The organism is Hymenobacter metallicola, from assembly GCF_004745645.1.
In the GTDB taxonomy this organism is placed as follows: domain Bacteria; phylum Bacteroidota; class Bacteroidia; order Cytophagales; family Hymenobacteraceae; genus Hymenobacter; species Hymenobacter metallicola.
This window is the reverse complement of record NZ_SRMB01000002.1, coordinates 60,439-75,785: the sequence shown is the minus strand read 5'-3', so window position 1 is coordinate 75,785 and position 15,347 is coordinate 60,439. Positions and strand designations below refer to the sequence as shown.

The following is a 15,347-nucleotide window of genomic DNA, read 5'->3' as shown; positions in this document are numbered from 1 at the left end:
TTCTATTCGGAAGGGGTGGTTTGGTAATGAGAGAAAAGCAGCTGCAAAAACCGCTCGGCCACCTGCACGGCAGCAGCCACGTCGGCCAGCTCCACGTTTTCGAGCGGGTTGTGGCTGATGCCCTTAAAGCAGCGGATAAAGAGCATGGTAGCCGGCGAAACGGCCGAAATCGGTACCGCGTCGTGCCCGGCCCCGCTCACCAGCTTCACTACCTCGTAGCCTGAGTCACGGATAGCCTGGCCGAGCAAGGTATTCATTTCCGGGGCGCAGGCGACCGGAGCCGTGTACTGAATCAGGTTCCAGTGCAGCGTTAGGTTGCGCTTTTGGGCAATGCTGCGCGCTTTTTGCTCCAGCTCGGCGTAGGCCGAGGCCAGGCGGGCCGCGTCGGCGCTGCGCAAATCCAGGCTGCAAACCACCTCGCCGGGAATGACGTTGCTGGCCGCGTGGCGCACGTCGAGCTTGCCCACGGTGGCTACCAGCTCGTGCTTATACGTTACGCCAAACTGCTCGGCGGCCAGTACAAATTCGGCGGCCCCGGCCAGGGCATCCTGGCGCATGTGCATGGGCACGGTGCCGGCGTGGCCCGCCATGCCCTGCCAGGTGAGCTCCACGCGCTGCTGCCCGGCAATGGCTGTGACCAGAGCCACCGGAATTTGGTTTTCCCACAGCACCGGGCCCTGTTCAATATGCGTTTCGAAGTAGCCCAGCCACTGGTCGGCGGGAATAGCTTCGGCGGCCAGCAGTTGGGGCGTGCCGCCCATGGTTTCAATGGCCTGGGTTATGGAAATACCCTGAGCATCGGTTTTGGTCAGCAAGCCGGGGTCGAAAGAGCCGGCCACGACTTTGCTGCCCAGGTAGGTGGTGTGATACCGCACACCTTCCTCGTCGCTGAAGGCAATGAGCTCGACGTGAAACGGCAGCTCGGTTTGGCCCAGCACGAGCTGCTCCAGCAAATCCAGACCCATAAGCACGCCCAGGGGCCCGTCGTATTTCCCGGCGTTGACCACCGTATCGATGTGAGAAGCCATGACGAAGGTCTTGGCCGCGCTGTTGCGACTCACCAGCCGCCCCCGCACGTTGCCGACACTGTCGACGCGGGTGCTCAGCCCGGCCGCGTCCATCCAGGATTTGACTAAGGCGCTGCCCTGCAGGAAAGCCGGGGTGCCGAAGGTGCGCGTCACGGCCTGGGGGTCTTCGCTAATGGCGGCCAGCGCCTCGATACGGCGCAGAATTTTCTCGGCCCTTGAAGTGTAGTTGTCGTCCACTAGGTGGGAGTGGGTTAAGTTGTAGTGAATATTGACCGATGTAGAGACGCATACTCGCGTCTCAATTGTTGTTTGGCAGGGGCGTGAAGATGTCGTTCAAGCCGGGAACGCAAGTATGTGCCTCTACATCGGTCGGCTCAGCAGCAGCTGCCCTTGATTCAGGGCCCGAAACTCCGGCCGCTCATACACCAGCTGCCCGGCCAGCCAGGTCTGCTCCACCACGCCGCGCAGCTGCTGCCCCACGTAGGGCGACACTTTGTGCCGGTGCTGAATCAGGTCGGTTGTGACGTCAAACGTCTGCTCGGGGTCCAGCACCAGCAGGTCGGCGTCGAAGCCCGGGGCAATCTGGCCTTTTCTGGAGCTTTGCCCAATGAGCTTGGCGGGGTTGGTGCTGAGCCAAGTGGCTAAGTCGTTAAGCGAAGCGCCCCGTTGTTGGGCGGCGGTCCAGAGCACCGGCAACGCCAGCTGCAAGGAGGCAATGCCGCCCCAGGCCGTGGTGAAGTCGCCGGATTCAATCTGCTTCAGGTCGGGTGGGGCGGGGGAGTGGTCGGTGGCTACAAAGTCGATGATGCCCTGCTGCAAGGCCCGCCAGAGCTGGTCGTTATTGGCTTTTTCCCGAATCGGTGGGGCGCACTTGAACTGGGTTTGCCCGTCGGCAATGTCCTCGGCGTTGAAAAACAGGTAGTGCTGCCCGGTTTCCACCGTCAGCGGCAACCCCTGGGCCTTGGCCGCGGCAAGGGGCGCAATAGAGTTGGCCGACGATAAGTGTACGATATGTACCGGGCAGCGGAATTCCGCGCACAGCCGGATCATCAGCTTTACCGCGTCGTCTTCCCAGTGTTTGGGCCGCGAAGCCAGGTAGTTCTGGTAGGAGCGAGGGTCGCGCTGCTTCCACTCCGCGTCGTCGGTGGTCAGCTCGCAGTGCACCAGCAGGGGCAGGCCGTGACGGGCCAGAATAGGCATTATCTGCCGTAACTCGTCTTCGGTTGCGTTCGGGAAATCGTCAATGCCGGAGTGAGTCAGGAAGGCTTTGAAACCCAGCACGCCCCGGGCAATGAGGCCCTCTACTTCCGCCGCGTTGCCGGGCACAATGCCGCCCCAGAAACCTACGTTGGTGTGTAACTGCCCCTGGGTAGCGGCCAGCTTAAGCTCGAAATTGGCTACCGACGTCGTGACCGGGGCCGAGTTCAGGGGCATATCTACCAGCGTGGTGAGGCCGCCGGCCACCGCGGCGCGGGTGGCCGTATTGAAGCCTTCCCACTCGGTACGGCCCGGCTCGTTGATGTGCACGTGCGGGTCGATGACGCCGGGCAGCACGGCCCGGTTTTGCACGTTTACCACGGGGCAGTTTACCACGGCGTCAATCGGCAGAATCTCGGCAATCCGACCGTTTTCGATAAGTACCACGGCGGGCTGCTCACCCTGGGGCAACACGACACGCTGGCTTTTTATGGCTACCTCTGGCATACGGAAGGGACTTTCTCTTTAAATTGGAGGCTTTTCCAAGCCAGGTTTCCACGACTTTCCCCTCGCGGCACGGGTATTCTGCTCAAGGCCATGCGACCGGAAATCAGCTGTAGCGAGGTGCTGGAGCTGTTTTTTGCCGGAAAGCAGTCTGCTGGAAAGAAAAATCCAATTTCTCCCACTTTCTCAATGGTTTCGCCCCGGCGGCCGGCTTTCTGATTGCATGACCCAAATTTTACTGTTTTCTGCCTTCCTGCTGGGCCTCGTGCTGTTGCTGGGAGCAACGTATGCCCTGCAACGTTTCGCCAAAGTCGACAAAAGGGGCGGTAAGCTAGGAGAAAATGGCCTGACGATGCAAGGCTTCTCCTATCTTCTTATTCTGCTGACGGTTATTTACGTGCTGGCCGTGTTCTACATTCTCATCAAAGGCACCCCCTGGGAAGGCCACCTGATGGAGTGGCTCAACATTGTGGTGCGCCTGATGCACATCACCTTCGGCATCGCCTGGATTGGAGCCTCGTTCTACTTCGTCTTCCTGGAAAACGCCCTCAACCGCACCGACAACGTGCGTGAGGAGCTGGCCGGCAACCTCTGGGCCGTGCACGGCGGGGGCTTCTACTACCTCGAAAAGTACAAGCTGGCCCCCAAGGAAATCCCCCGCGACCTGCACTGGTTTAAGTACGAGGCCTACTTCACCTGGCTTTCGGGCTTCAGTCTGCTGTTTGTGGTCTATTACTTCAACGCCGGCTCCATGCTCCTCGACCCTAAGGTGCTCGACGTGGCCCCGCTCACGGGCGTAGCAATTGGCGTGGGCTCGTTTATCGTGGCCTGGCTGATTTACGACCTGCTCTGCAAGTCGCCGCTGGTGAAGAATATGACGGCCTTTTCCCTGCTGGGTTTTCTGGTGATAGTGGGCTTTGCCTTCTTTTACTGCCAGGTGTTCAGCGCCCGGGCGGCCTACATTCACTTCGGAGCCATGCTGGGCACACTGATGGTGGGCAACGTGTTCTTTACCATCATTCCGGCCCAGAAAGCCATGGTGAAGGCCGCCACCCTGGGCCAGCCCCTGGACCCGACCCTGGGCAAAAATGCCCTGACCCGCTCCCTGCACAACAACTACTTCACCCTGCCGGTGCTGTTTGTGATGGTCAGTAACCACTTCCCCAGCACCTTCGGCCACAGCCAGCCCTGGCTGATTCTGGCCGCCATTTCCCTGGGCGTGGCCGGGGTGAAGCACTGGCTCAACCTGCGCGAAAAAAAGCAGGCCACCACCTGGATTCTGCCCGCCTCAGTGGTGTTTCTGCTGGCCGTAGCCTTTGTGTCGGCCCCGCCGCAAGCTGCCTCCACGGGGGCCGCCGCCTGCACGCCCAACGTGAGCATTGCGCAGGTCAACGCCATTGTACAGAACCGCTGCGTGCGCTGCCACTCGTCTAACCCCACCGATGAGGTGTTTAAATCGGCGCCGAACGGGGTGAAATACGACACGCCCGAGGACATTATCCGCCTCCAGGACAAGATCATGCAGCGCGTAGTCGTCACCAAAACGATGCCCCAGAACAACAAAACCAATATGACCCAGGAGGAGCGCGACCTGATCCGCTGCTGGATCGAACAGGGCGCCCCAAACAAATAATGCTTTTGTCGCAGTAGCAGACGGATTTTGGTTACCCCAGATCGAGCAGCCAGCGAGGTGGCTCGGCTTCCAGCGCCAGGGCCGCCAAGTTGAGCCAGCTGCCGGCGCGGTCGAGTACGGCCGAGTCGGAGGTAACGATGATATCGGTGGTTTCGGCCAGGTTCCGGTCGGGGTTCATGACTACTTCCGCCGTCCACTCTAAGCCCAACTCCAGGCCCAACTCGCGCAGGCGGGCTGCCAGTCGGCCGCTGTTGGATACTGGCTGATCGAGAAGCCACCGCACGGGCCCGGGTGCAAGGGGCTGCAAGGCTGCTGCCGCTAGCCGGATGGCCCGGTCGGTTTCCTGCACCGCCCGGTACGTGCCGTGAATGCTCGACAGGTCGCGCAAGGCCCCGTCGCGCCCGCGCAGCACTATGCCCCCGCTCAGAGCTGTTTCAAGCGTGATGAGTAAATTAAAGCCGTCGATAGCCACGCGGCGGCCGCCCAGGCTGGTAGCCGGCCGCCGCGTGGCCGCGCGACGTGCGTACTGTTCTTCGGTACAGGCGGCGCGGCCCACCGCCCAGCGTTGGCGCTCAGTTAGCGCATACCGGTCGCCGACCAGCTTTAGGGTGGCCGCCGGTGGGTAGCCACGCGTCAGCAACCAAGACAACTCTACCACGGCGCCCCGTAGCACTGGCACCCACTCGGGCGAGAATAATCGGGTATCGTTGGGGTGGGGGCCACGGTGGCGGGTATCGGCTGGGCGCATAAGCAAGGTGGGGAAGAGTGGCGAAGGTAAACCGGGCTGTAAAAGCAGGTAACGCTAGTCGGTAGGGAGGGGCTACGGCTTCCCGGCCGCCCGGGCTGTTTGCGTGGGATGTGGATGTCACAATTAGGCCTATACTGACCTTGTTTGGTGCTGTACATAGAGTGAGTTTTGCCTATCCATTCTACTTCCTCCTTTCCACAACCTCTTAGAGAAGCCCCGACCCTCCGGCCGGGGCTTTTTCGTGCCCAGTCCAACCCAGGCATACGTATGGTTTAAACCCGTATAATGCTGAGGAAGAATACGCCACGCCCACCGCCAACGACTAATGCCGCGGCCAATGCGAAAATTCCCAATCTTTGGGTACGACTTCACTAGCGGGCTAAGCCTGACTGGCCAGGCCGCGACACCTAACCCGCTTATCCGGAAAAGAAACCCAGATTGCCAGCATGAAATTGCCAGGTGCTCCTCCGCAAAGAATTACTTTACTACGCTCAAGCCGGCGTTGGCTCGGGCTGGAGGACCAGAATAAATCAATATGAAATGGAGCACCGCGGAGGTCGCGCAGGTGCGGGGGCAAAGCCGCCTTATCACCTGCCACAACCTGCAACCCCTGAAGCTGCTGAACCCCAAGTCGCCGACCCGGGCCTGCCACGTGGTGCTGAGCAGCTACGGCGGCGGTATGGTGGCCGGCGACGCTATCCGGCTGCGCATCAACGTGGGAGCCGGGGCTCGGCTCTTCGTCAGTACCCAGGCTAATACCAAGATTTTTAAGTCAACCAGCGGGGCCGTGGCCGAGCAGCTCGTGGCCGGCACGGCGGGCGAAGGGGCGCTGGCTGTGGTGTTTCCTGACCCCGTAGTGCTGCAGGCCGCGAGTCGCTACCGGCAGCAGCAGCATTGGCAGCTGCATCCCGAAGCCACCCTGCTGCTCGTCGACTGGTTTCACTCCGGCCGCATGGACCAGGGCGAGCAGTTTGTTTTCTCCAGCCTGCACTCCGAGCTGCGGGTTAGCCGGGGCGACCAGCTGGTGCTGCTGGACCGGCTCAGCTTCGAGCCCGAGCACCACATTGCCGCCTCGCCCGCCAACTTTGCCGGCTACCAGACCTTCTTTTCCCTGTACCTGGTCGGCAACCCGGATAATGCCCTTTTCCAGCGCCTGGGCGCCTGCCTGGAGCGGCAGAGGATGCCCGGCAGCACGGGCCCCCACTTCCAGATCAGCAGCCAAAACTGTTTAGTAACCGTGTCCAGGGCCAAGAACGACGTGCACCTGCTACGGGCCGCGGCCCACAGCCGGGAAGCGTTGCAGCCGCTCTGCGAGGCTCTCCTGCAGGAACTGGCTTCGGAAGAAATGCTGGGCTACAACCCGCTGCTGCGCAAGTATTAGCCCGGGAGCAGGGTAGTACCCTCCCTACTTGTTATTCCGAGTGCTGCGCTGCCAGGCCCGGTCATCCTACTCAGCTGCCAATATTGATTTCGGTCAAAACAGAACGTCATGGTACGCGCAACGCAGCCGAGCCGAAGCATTTCTACCGCTTCATTGGAGCGCTACTCATTCACCATTGCGGTGAAGAGGCTTCGACTGCGCCCAGCAGGACGTTGGTATAGACCTTACTGCTTAGAAACACAGGTTTTAAGCCCTGAAGACATTCATGCCTTACCGCCGGTCTTCGCGCACCGAGGCCAGGGCCCGGGCTTTGGCGGCTTTAATGTGGGCAATGATGTCGTCGAGGCCGTGGCCGTCGATGGCGCGGGCGAAGAGGAAGGGACCTTCCCCGCGCATTTTGAGCGAGTCGCGCTCCATCACACCCAGGTCGGCACGCACGAGGTCTTTAAGGTCGATTTTGTTGATGACCAGCAAATCGGACTGGGTAATGCCCGGGCCGCCCTTGCGGGGAATTTTGTCGCCGCCCGATACGTCGATGACGTAGATGGAGTAGTCGACCAGCTCCCGGCTGAAGTGGGCGGCCAGGTTGTCGCCCCCACTTTCGACAAACAAAAAGTCCAGTTTGTTGTCGAAGCGGGCCATGAGGCCTTCCAGGGCGTCCATGTTCAGGGAAATATCCTCCCGAATGGCCGCGTGGGGGCAGCCCCCGGTTTCGACGCCCACAATCCGGTCTTCGCTCAGGGCGCTGTGGCGGATCAGAAAGTCGGCGTCTTCGCGGGTGAAAATGTCGTTGGTGACCACGCCCAGCTCGTGCTCGTGGCGCATCCGCTCGCAGAGGGCCTTGAGCAGGGCCGTTTTGCCCGTGCCCACCGGCCCGCCGATGCCCACGGTAAAGGCCCGCTGGCGGAAGTTGCGGTAGGAGGGCAGGCGGCGGGTTTCGCGCTGGGCAAAGTCGCCCGGCGACTCGTAGGCTTCGTGGGTGTGCCCGTGCAGCAGCAGGGCCAGCTTATCGACAAAGGCCATTTTGGTTTTTAGTTGTTGGTTTTTAGTTGTTGGTTGTTCGTTGGCAGTTGTGTGTCAGTGAGAACGACCTAACAACGAACAACTGACAACTAATTCTGAAACAGTTTGGAGTAGATGTCGTCGTGCAGGACCTGGGCCGCGTCGAGGACGAAGGCCGAGCGGGTAGCTTGCAGGTAGGTTTTGCCGGCCTGGGCCGAGAGGATGTGTTCGAAGACGGCGTAGAAATCGTGCTGAAGCTGGTGCCCTTCCAGGGGGCCGAGGAAGCCCAGGCGAATGGCGGCGCTGAGCTGGTCGCGCAGGAGCATGTGCAGAAACATGGTCTGGACCTCGGCCAGGGCAAAGCCCACCTGCTGCAAGCCCAGGGCGAACACCAGGGTGAAATGCAGCGGTACTTGCTGCTCGGCGAACCACGTCTGGATTTGGGACAGGGTGGCTTCCGGGTAAAAGGAGACGAGCAGCTTGAGCCAGTTGCGGCCTTGTACCGTGCTGGCCTTGTGCATAGCCGGCACCAGCAGCAGGGCCTCGTATTCCTGGGCTACGGGTTGCAGCTCAGGACTCAAGCCTAATTCGAAGCAGGAGCGCATAAACGGCAATTCCAGGCTGCCGATTTGCTGTAAATGAGAGTACAGAAAGTTGCGCAGCCCACTTTGCGACTGAATCAGCCCGAACGTAATACTGCTTTCCAGCCCGTAAGAATAGGCAAAGGCCCCCGTCGGGATGGACGAGTCGACGAGGTGGAGCAGGCGGGCAAATTGCATTTGGGTTGGTCGTAGAGACGCATAGTTGCGTCGCACTCGTTGCTGAAGTTGTTTATTACAGGAATGCCGGCCGTTCAACGACGAGACGCAAGTATGCGTCTCTACATCTTGCTAGAACAGGCTATACAGCTGGGCCAGGGGCAGTTTCGTGGCCGGCTCACAGGTCAGGTGCACGCCGTCGACGGTGACGCGGTAGGTTTCGGGGTCCACCTGAATGTTGGGCAGGTAGTCGTTCAGGGCCATGTCTTTCTTGCCCACGGTGCGGCAGCCCTGCACGGCTACCACCTGCTTTTGCAGGCCGTAGGTGGTGCGCACTTTTTCGACTGAAGCCTGGGACACAAACACCATCGAGGCCTTGCCGATGGCCGCGCCCAGGGAGCCGAACATAGGCCGGGAAAAGGAGGGCTGGGGCGTGGGAATGGAGGCGTTGGCGTCGCCCATCTGGCTTTGCACGATGATGCCGCCCTTAAGAATCATTTCGGCCCGCACCCCGAAAAACTGCGGTTTCCAGAGCACCAGGTCAGCCAGCTTGCCTACTTCAATGGAGCCGATTTCGTGGGAGATGCCGTGGGCCCGGGCCGGGTTGATGGTGTACTTGGCCACGTAGCGCCGGGCCCGGAAGTTGTCGGCAGTACCGGCGGCGTCTTCGGGCAAAGCGCCGCGCTGCTGCTTCATCTTGTGGGCCGTTTGCCAGGTGCGGGTAATGACCTCGCCCACCCGGCCCATGGCCTGGGAGTCGGAGCTGATGATGCTCAGCGCGCCCATATCGTGCAGGATGTCTTCGGCGGCAATGGTTTCCTGCCGGATGCGGCTTTCGGCAAAGGCCACGTCCTCGGGAATGTTCTTATCCAGGTGGTGGCACACCATGAGCATGTCCAGGTGCTCGTCGATGGTGTTCACCGTGAAGGGCCGCGTGGGGTTGGTGCTGGAGGGAATAACGTTGGGCTCCCCGCAGATTTTGATGATGTCGGGGGCGTGGCCACCGCCGGCGCCTTCGGTGTGGTAAGAGTGAATGGTGCGCCCCTTGAACGCCGCCGTGGAGGTTTCCACAAAGCCACTTTCGTTGAGCGTATCGGTGTGGATGCAGACCTGCACGTCGTATTCCTCGGCAATGGTCAGGCACTGGTCGATGGCCGCGGGCGTGGTGCCCCAGTCCTCGTGCAGCTTAAAGCCCAGGGCCCCGGCCTCGACCTGCTCGCGCAGGCCCTCGGGCTTGGAGGTGTTGCCCTTGCCCAGAAAGCCGAAGTTCAACGGGTAGGCCTCGGTGGCCTTGAGCATCATTTCCAGGTAAAACGCGCCGGGCGTGCAAGTGGTGGCCGTGGTACCGGCCGCCGGGCCCGTGCCCCCGCCGATCATCGTGGTCAGGCCCGAGGCCAGGGCTTCGGGAATCTGCTGGGGGCTGATGAAGTGAATGTGGCAGTCGATGCCGCCGGCCGTCAGAATCTGGCCTTCCCCGGCTATGACTTCGGTGGTCACGCCCACGGTCAGGCCGGGCGTTACGCCGGGCATAATGTGGGGGTTGCCGGCCTTGCCGATGCCGCTGATGCGCCCGTTTTTGATACCGATGTCGGCCTTGTAGATGCCGGTGTAGTCGAGCACCAGGGCGTTGGTGATGACCAGGTCCAAGGCCTCGTCCTGCCCGATGCCGGCGGCCTGGCCCATGCCGTCGCGCAGCACCTTGCCGCCCCCGAACTTGCATTCCTCGCCGTAGACGGTGTAGTCCTGCTCAACCTGAATCAGCAGGTCCGTGTCGCCCAGGCGGACTTTGTCGCCGGTGGTGGGGCCGTACATATCGGCGTAAGCGCGGCGGGAAATGGGGAGGGACATAAGCTGTATTTAGTCTTGACCGAGGTAAAGAAAGGCACCGGTTTTCTTGCTGATAAGGCCGAATACCGTGTTGTTATAAGCTACGCTGATGACTTCGTCGCCTTTGCGAAATGCTGGCTTTTCATCGTGGTCTGATTTGCTGAGCGAGAAGTGCACAATTATCGGCCTTTGCACTCGATAAGCTTCCACTTTGGCAGCAGTGTAAGGATCGGTACGCCAGAGCTTCTTTCCGTTCTTATCAATTGCGGTGATATACACTCTAGATGAGTCCAGTAAGAATCGGGTGCCGGTTTCTTCATCAACGAGCGTGTGACTCTTAAGGCGACTTTTTAGTGTGTAATGACCAACGTATTGGGCCTGTGCACGGCAAGCACCGACGCTCATAGCAAAAATGATGAGTACACTAGCTGATAGGTGCTGCATGAGGTTGCGCTTAAATAGAGGCAATTGTACCCTAGGTTAGGGCCGAACCCCTGCCGCCTTCTCTATAGCAGCACTTCGCCTAGAATCCTCACTCAACCGCCCATCAATCCACCCATTCCCCCCGTACACGATTCTCTCGCCGCCCAGGGCTACCAGCATCACCCGTTTCCGTTCGCCGGGCTCGAAGCGTACCGCCGTGCCGGCCGGGATGTTGAGCCGGAAGCCGTAGGCCTTGGCGCGGTCGAACTGCAGGGCGGCGTTGGTTTCGGAGAAGGGGTAGTGGGAGCCCACCTGCACGGGCCGGTCGCCCATATTCACGACGTCCACTTCCACCGTGTCGCGGTTTTCGTTCAGGATCAGCTCGCCGTCGGTTAGCTGGTACTCGCCGGGCGTGTCGTTGATGTGGTTGTCGGGCTGAGTTACGGCGGCCACGCGCGTCATGCCGGAGCCGTAGAGGGCCAGGGCCGGGTCGCCGGTTTCGCGGCAGATGGGGTGGTGCACCGTCACGAGCTTGGTGCCGTCGGGGAAAGTGCCTTCTACCTGCACCTCGTGAATCATTTCGGCCACGCCGGGCATCACGTCCTGCAAACCTAGCAGCAGTTTGCCCTTGTTCATGAGCGTCGTCACCGATTCCCCGTCGCGGATAAACTCCAACAGCTGGGTCGCCAGCAGGGCCAGGGCTTCAGGGTAGTTCAGCAGCAGGCCGCGGGCGTAGCGCTTCTGGGCCACGAAGCCAGCCTGGTGCAGCACCAGTTTGTCGAGGTCTTTCGGAGTTAGGTGCATGGGTCGTTGTCAGTTGCTAACTGTTTGCGTTGGGATAAAAGTTGTTCGGCGCCTATTTAAACCGCCGACAATCAGCAGTCACCAGCTTACATTCTCATAAATCATCCAGGTGCCGTAGCCCACGCACAGCCCCGAGGATAGCAGGATGCTGGTGAACTTGAGGGCCCGGTTGATTTTCATGCGCCGGGTAAAGGGAATGCTGCATAAGCCGGCCACCACAAACATGCCCAGAATAGAGCCCACGCCAAACACCAGAATATAGAGGATACTGGGCAACGGGCGCCGGATTTCGCTCATTACCAGCAAGACCAGGGCGCCGCTACCGGCCAGCCCGTGCAAGAGCCCCACCGTGTACGCAAAGCTGTGCTGATACCGCGAAGGCCGCACTTGAACGGGTTTGTTCCACTTCGCCAGCCGGCTCAGGCCCATGGCAATCAGCAGTACCCCCACGGCCGCCTCAAAGTAGCCGGAAGTCAGAAACGTGGCTCGACTCAGAATAATAACCGAGCCCACCAGCACGAGCATGGTCGTGTGGCCCAGGCCCCAGTAGAGTCCGTCGCGTAGGGCCAGGGCCGTACTGTCGCGGCGCGACACCATGTTGCCCACGGCCAGCAGATGATCCGGCTCGAACGCATGGCCCATGCCCGCCACGGAGGCAAACATAATTGGAACTAAAGCTTCCATTTCAGCAGGCGCATAAGTCAGGCTTGAGGGCTCAATATAGAAGGTAGCCCGGTTTTTCAAGAATAATGAAGCTGTTTTTCCCGTCCTAAGCAGGCTGGCAGGGCAAACCAACTGTCTATATAGCGGACTATCAATGCCCTGACGGTCGGGCAAGCCTAAGTTGCGGCGGCGTTCAACCAGCCTTGGCCGTCGTTGGCACGGTGCCAGGACGCATTCAGCCAAAAATCCCCTTTGCTGTCTGTAAACTCTATTTCTTGCATAGTTGCCCCATGTCCAGTGCCCATCATGTCCGAATTATCTTCTCGCGCCGCTACCCCTTCCCTCACCGATTTTACCCAGGCCCAGGCGCGTATTGCGCAGCTGGAAGAGGAGCTAAATCGAGCCCATGCTGCCAAGCGTGTTGCCGATGAGCGCATGGCTTACTACGCCGACTATCTGACCGAAGGCGTGGTGTTGCTTAATTCGGCAGGGAAGATTCTACTGCTGAACGAACCCTACTGCCGCTTCTTTGGCGTACCGCTGCCCGCCAGCCAGTGGCTGCAGCGCCCCGTCACGGAGTTGAGTGCCGCCATTACTCTGTGCAGCGACGACACTCAGCAGCTGGCCCAGGAGTTTGCGCAGGCTGTGCTGCAGGGGCAGCCCTCGCACAACGTGCAGATATGCCTGACCAGTGGCCGGGTCCTGGACCGCGACGTAGTGCCCCTGCAGGCTTTGGAAGTAGGCTCTACCAATGTGCTGCTGCGCTACCGCGACGTGACTGCCCAGCACCAGGCCGCCGCCGAGTTGCAGACGATGTCCCGCATTCCGGAGCAAAATCCCAACCCGGTGCTGCGCTTCAAAAAATCGGGCGAAACGCTGTTTGCCAACGCTGTTATACGCGAGTTGCGGGATGGGCTGCCCGCCGCCGAGCAGGAGCAGGTGTGGGCCACCATGCGGGAGGCCGCCTTGTCGGCCCTGACGCACAACCAGCCCCAGAAGCTGGAAGTGACCTTTGGGGAGCGTTTATTTCGGGTGGCCGTAATGCCTTTCCCGACGGAGGAATACGCCAACCTCTACCTGCAGGAAATTACCGAGCAACGCCAGGTAGAAGCCCAGCTGGCCAGCCAGCGGCAGTTTTATGAAACCATCCTGGATGAGCTGCCGGTGGAGGTTGTGGTGCTCGACGAAGACCAGCGCTACCTCTACGCCAATCCTAGCGCCGTACCCGACGCCGAAGCCCGAGCCTGGCTGCTGGGCCATACGATTACCGAGTTCTGCCAGCGCTACAACTACCCGCTGGCGTTGGCCGAGGCCCGCCACCGCATGTTCGAGCGGGCCCGGCAGCAGACGGGCCTGGTCATATGGGATGATATTACGCCCTATCCTGAAGGCCAGCGCTGTCATCAGCGCCATTTCAAAGCTATTGCCGGCTCAGACGGAGCTTTGCAGTTTATGCTGGGCTACGGCCTCGATATTACGGACCGGGTGCAGGCCGAGCAGCAACTTCTGGATCAGCAAAAGTTCACGCAGCAGGTGCTCGACACGGCCCCCAGCCTGATTTATGTGCGCAATGCGGCGGGCCAGCTGGTCTTCACCAACCACGCCATGCAGCAGCTGCAAGAATTCAGGCAGTACCGGTCGCGGGCGGCCCAGGAGCCGGGCAGCATTATTGCCCGCGAAGAGCAGGAGTATACCGCCGCCGATGCTCACGTGCTGGCAACCGGCGAGGAAATCAAAAAGGAGGACCCCTACACGCTACCTACCGGCGACGTGCTGTGGTTTCAGACCATCAAACGGCCCTTGCGCCGGCCCGATGGCTCCGTCGAAGTACTGGGCGTGAGCACCGACATTACGGACTTGAAGAAAGCCACCGAGGCCGCTCAGGCTGCTGCCACGGCCCGGGAAAACTTCCTGTCCAACATGAGCCACGAGATTCGCACTCCGCTCAACGGGGTGCTGGGCATGGCCGGGCAGCTGGCCAAAACCCGTTTGGATGCGCGGCAGCAGGACTTACTGAAAGTGATTCGCTCCTCGGGCCAGCATTTGCTGGGAGTACTCAACGATGTGCTGGATATGGCCAAAATCACCTCGGGCAAGCTGGAATTCGAGCAAACGGCCTTTAATCTGTGCGACTCGATGGGACAGGCCGTGGAACCGCTGGCCTTGCTGGCGGCTGAAAAAGGCTTGGCCTTCTCCGGTACGCCGCTCCGGGAAAGCTGCCCCAACTCCTGGGTTGTTGGCGACCCATTCCGGCTCAATCAGATCCTGATCAACTTAGTTTCCAACGCCATTAAGTTTACCGAGCGCGGCAGTATCAAAGTGGGTGGCTACTACGTTGGCGAAACCGATACGCACCTGACCACCGAGTTCCGCGTGACCGACACTGGCATCGGCATCGCCCCCGATAAAATTGCGCGCATTTTTGAGGGTTTCACCCAAGCCTACGCCGATACCACCCGCCGGTTTGGCGGCACAGGCCTGGGCTTAAGCATCAGCCGGGCCCTGGTCGAAAAACTGGGTGGTATGCTGAAAGTAGAAAGTGAAGTAGGCCGTGGCAGTACCTTCTCGTTCACGCTCACACTGCCCAAAGCCGAGGCACCGCGTACAAAAAAAGAAGACGTGATTGATAATGGCTCCCTGGCCGGTCGTCGGGTGCTGCTGGTCGAAGACAACGAAATCAACCGCGAGGTAGCCCGCCTGATGCTGGAAGAGTGGCAGGTGGAGGTCGACGAGGCGGCCGATGGGCTGGAGGCTGTGCAGTTGCACGCTGAAAAGCCCTACGACGTGATTCTGATGGACATTCAGATGCCCAACATGAACGGCCTAGAGGCCACGGCCCGCATTCGGCAGCATCCGGAGTGGCAGCGCGCCCAGGTGCCCATCCTGGCCCTAACCGCCAATGCCTTTCGGGCCGACAACGAGCTGTACTTGGCGGCCGGTATGAACGACTGTCTGGCTAAGCCCTTCGAGGAGGATATGTTGTACCAGAAGTTGGCAAACCTGGTGGCTTCGGCCTCGGCCGGAGCTGCGCGCAGCTACAACCTGACCAGCCTGCGGGAGCTGGCCCGGGGCAAGCAAGCCTTTATCGACAAGATTATCCGTTCCTTCCTGCGCAATATTCCCGACTCTGTGCAGGAAATTCGAGTGGCGGCGGCCGAGGGTCACTGGGCCCGCGTAGCCGAACTGGTGCACCACATCAAGCCCAATCTGGTGCAGTTAGGGGTGGAGGGCGTCGATGAAGCCGTGAAGCAGTTGGAACAGGCGCGGCAGGGCATTGGCTCCTCCGAAACGCGCACGGCGGCCGTAGCTCATCTCACCACCTGCCTCGACCGGGTAGTGCAGGAGCTTCCCCAGGAACTGTCGCTGGAATCGGAATAAG

12 protein-coding genes are annotated in these 15,347 nt (G+C 60.5%); 3 read left to right on the top strand and 9 right to left on the bottom strand.

Annotated features, from left to right (window positions below; translation table 11 throughout):
• Nucleotides 1-2 precede the first annotated feature (2 nt).
• Together E5K02_RS11105 and allB are read right to left on the bottom strand one after the other, a co-directional pair.
• Nucleotides 3-1,265: an allantoate amidohydrolase gene (locus E5K02_RS11105; RefSeq protein WP_135394883.1), complete on the bottom strand. Its 1,263-nt coding sequence runs from the start codon at nucleotides 1,263-1,265 to the stop codon at nucleotides 3-5.
• A gap of 123 nt (nucleotides 1,266-1,388) precedes the next feature.
• Nucleotides 1,389-2,732 (bottom strand): allantoinase AllB, encoded by a 1,344-nt coding sequence (gene allB, locus E5K02_RS11100; protein ID WP_135394882.1) that lies wholly within the window; start codon nucleotides 2,730-2,732, stop codon nucleotides 1,389-1,391.
• 220 nt (nucleotides 2,733-2,952) lie between these two features.
• Here allB and E5K02_RS11095 point away from each other — a divergent pair, with 220 nt between their 5' ends.
• Entirely contained in the window at nucleotides 2,953-4,362 is a 1,410-nt protein-coding gene (locus E5K02_RS11095; protein ID WP_206025950.1) for a urate hydroxylase PuuD, read from the top strand.
• Nucleotides 4,363-4,393: 31 nt separating this feature from the next.
• Here the strand turns inward: E5K02_RS11095 and E5K02_RS11090 are convergent, their stop codons facing one another.
• Nucleotides 4,394-5,110 carry a DUF434 domain-containing protein gene (locus E5K02_RS11090; protein WP_135394881.1) on the bottom strand — a complete coding sequence of 239 codons (717 nt, stop codon included), beginning with the start codon at nucleotides 5,108-5,110 and terminating at the stop codon, nucleotides 4,394-4,396.
• A 535-nt stretch (nucleotides 5,111-5,645) separates the two neighbouring features.
• Here E5K02_RS11090 and E5K02_RS11085 point away from each other — a divergent pair.
• Entirely contained in the window at nucleotides 5,646-6,491 is an 846-nt protein-coding gene (locus E5K02_RS11085; protein WP_135394880.1) for an urease accessory protein UreD, read from the top strand.
• A gap of 270 nt (nucleotides 6,492-6,761) precedes the next feature.
• Here E5K02_RS11085 and ureG read toward each other — a convergent pair whose 3' ends face one another.
• The 6 genes from ureG to E5K02_RS11055 form a co-directional block, all read right to left on the bottom strand.
• The gene (gene ureG / locus E5K02_RS11080; RefSeq protein ID WP_135394879.1) at nucleotides 6,762-7,514 is read right to left on the bottom strand and encodes an urease accessory protein UreG; all 753 of its coding nucleotides are present in this window, start codon (nucleotides 7,512-7,514) and stop codon (nucleotides 6,762-6,764) included.
• Between the two features lie 89 nt (nucleotides 7,515-7,603).
• Nucleotides 7,604-8,272: an urease accessory protein UreF gene (locus E5K02_RS11075; RefSeq protein WP_135394878.1), complete on the bottom strand. Its 669-nt coding sequence runs from the start codon at nucleotides 8,270-8,272 to the stop codon at nucleotides 7,604-7,606.
• A gap of 111 nt (nucleotides 8,273-8,383) precedes the next feature.
• Nucleotides 8,384-10,099, bottom strand: a complete 1,716-nt coding sequence (gene ureC / locus E5K02_RS11070; RefSeq protein ID WP_135394877.1) for an urease subunit alpha — start codon at nucleotides 10,097-10,099, stop codon at nucleotides 8,384-8,386.
• A gap of 9 nt (nucleotides 10,100-10,108) precedes the next feature.
• Nucleotides 10,109-10,522: a hypothetical protein gene (locus E5K02_RS11065; RefSeq protein ID WP_167856367.1), complete on the bottom strand. Its 414-nt coding sequence runs from the start codon at nucleotides 10,520-10,522 to the stop codon at nucleotides 10,109-10,111.
• A 36-nt stretch (nucleotides 10,523-10,558) separates the two neighbouring features.
• Nucleotides 10,559-11,305 carry an urease subunit beta gene (locus E5K02_RS11060; protein WP_135394875.1) on the bottom strand — a complete coding sequence of 249 codons (747 nt, stop codon included), beginning with the start codon at nucleotides 11,303-11,305 and terminating at the stop codon, nucleotides 10,559-10,561.
• A gap of 78 nt (nucleotides 11,306-11,383) precedes the next feature.
• Nucleotides 11,384-11,968, bottom strand: coding sequence for an urease accessory protein (locus E5K02_RS11055; protein WP_167856366.1), 585 nt, complete (start codon nucleotides 11,966-11,968; stop codon nucleotides 11,384-11,386).
• 306 nt (nucleotides 11,969-12,274) lie between these two features.
• On the opposite strand from E5K02_RS11055, the gene E5K02_RS11050 reads away from it, so the two are divergent.
• Nucleotides 12,275-15,346, top strand: coding sequence for a response regulator (locus tag E5K02_RS11050; protein WP_135394873.1), 3,072 nt, complete (start codon nucleotides 12,275-12,277; stop codon nucleotides 15,344-15,346).
• The last annotated feature ends 1 nt before the right edge of the window (nucleotide 15,347 follow it).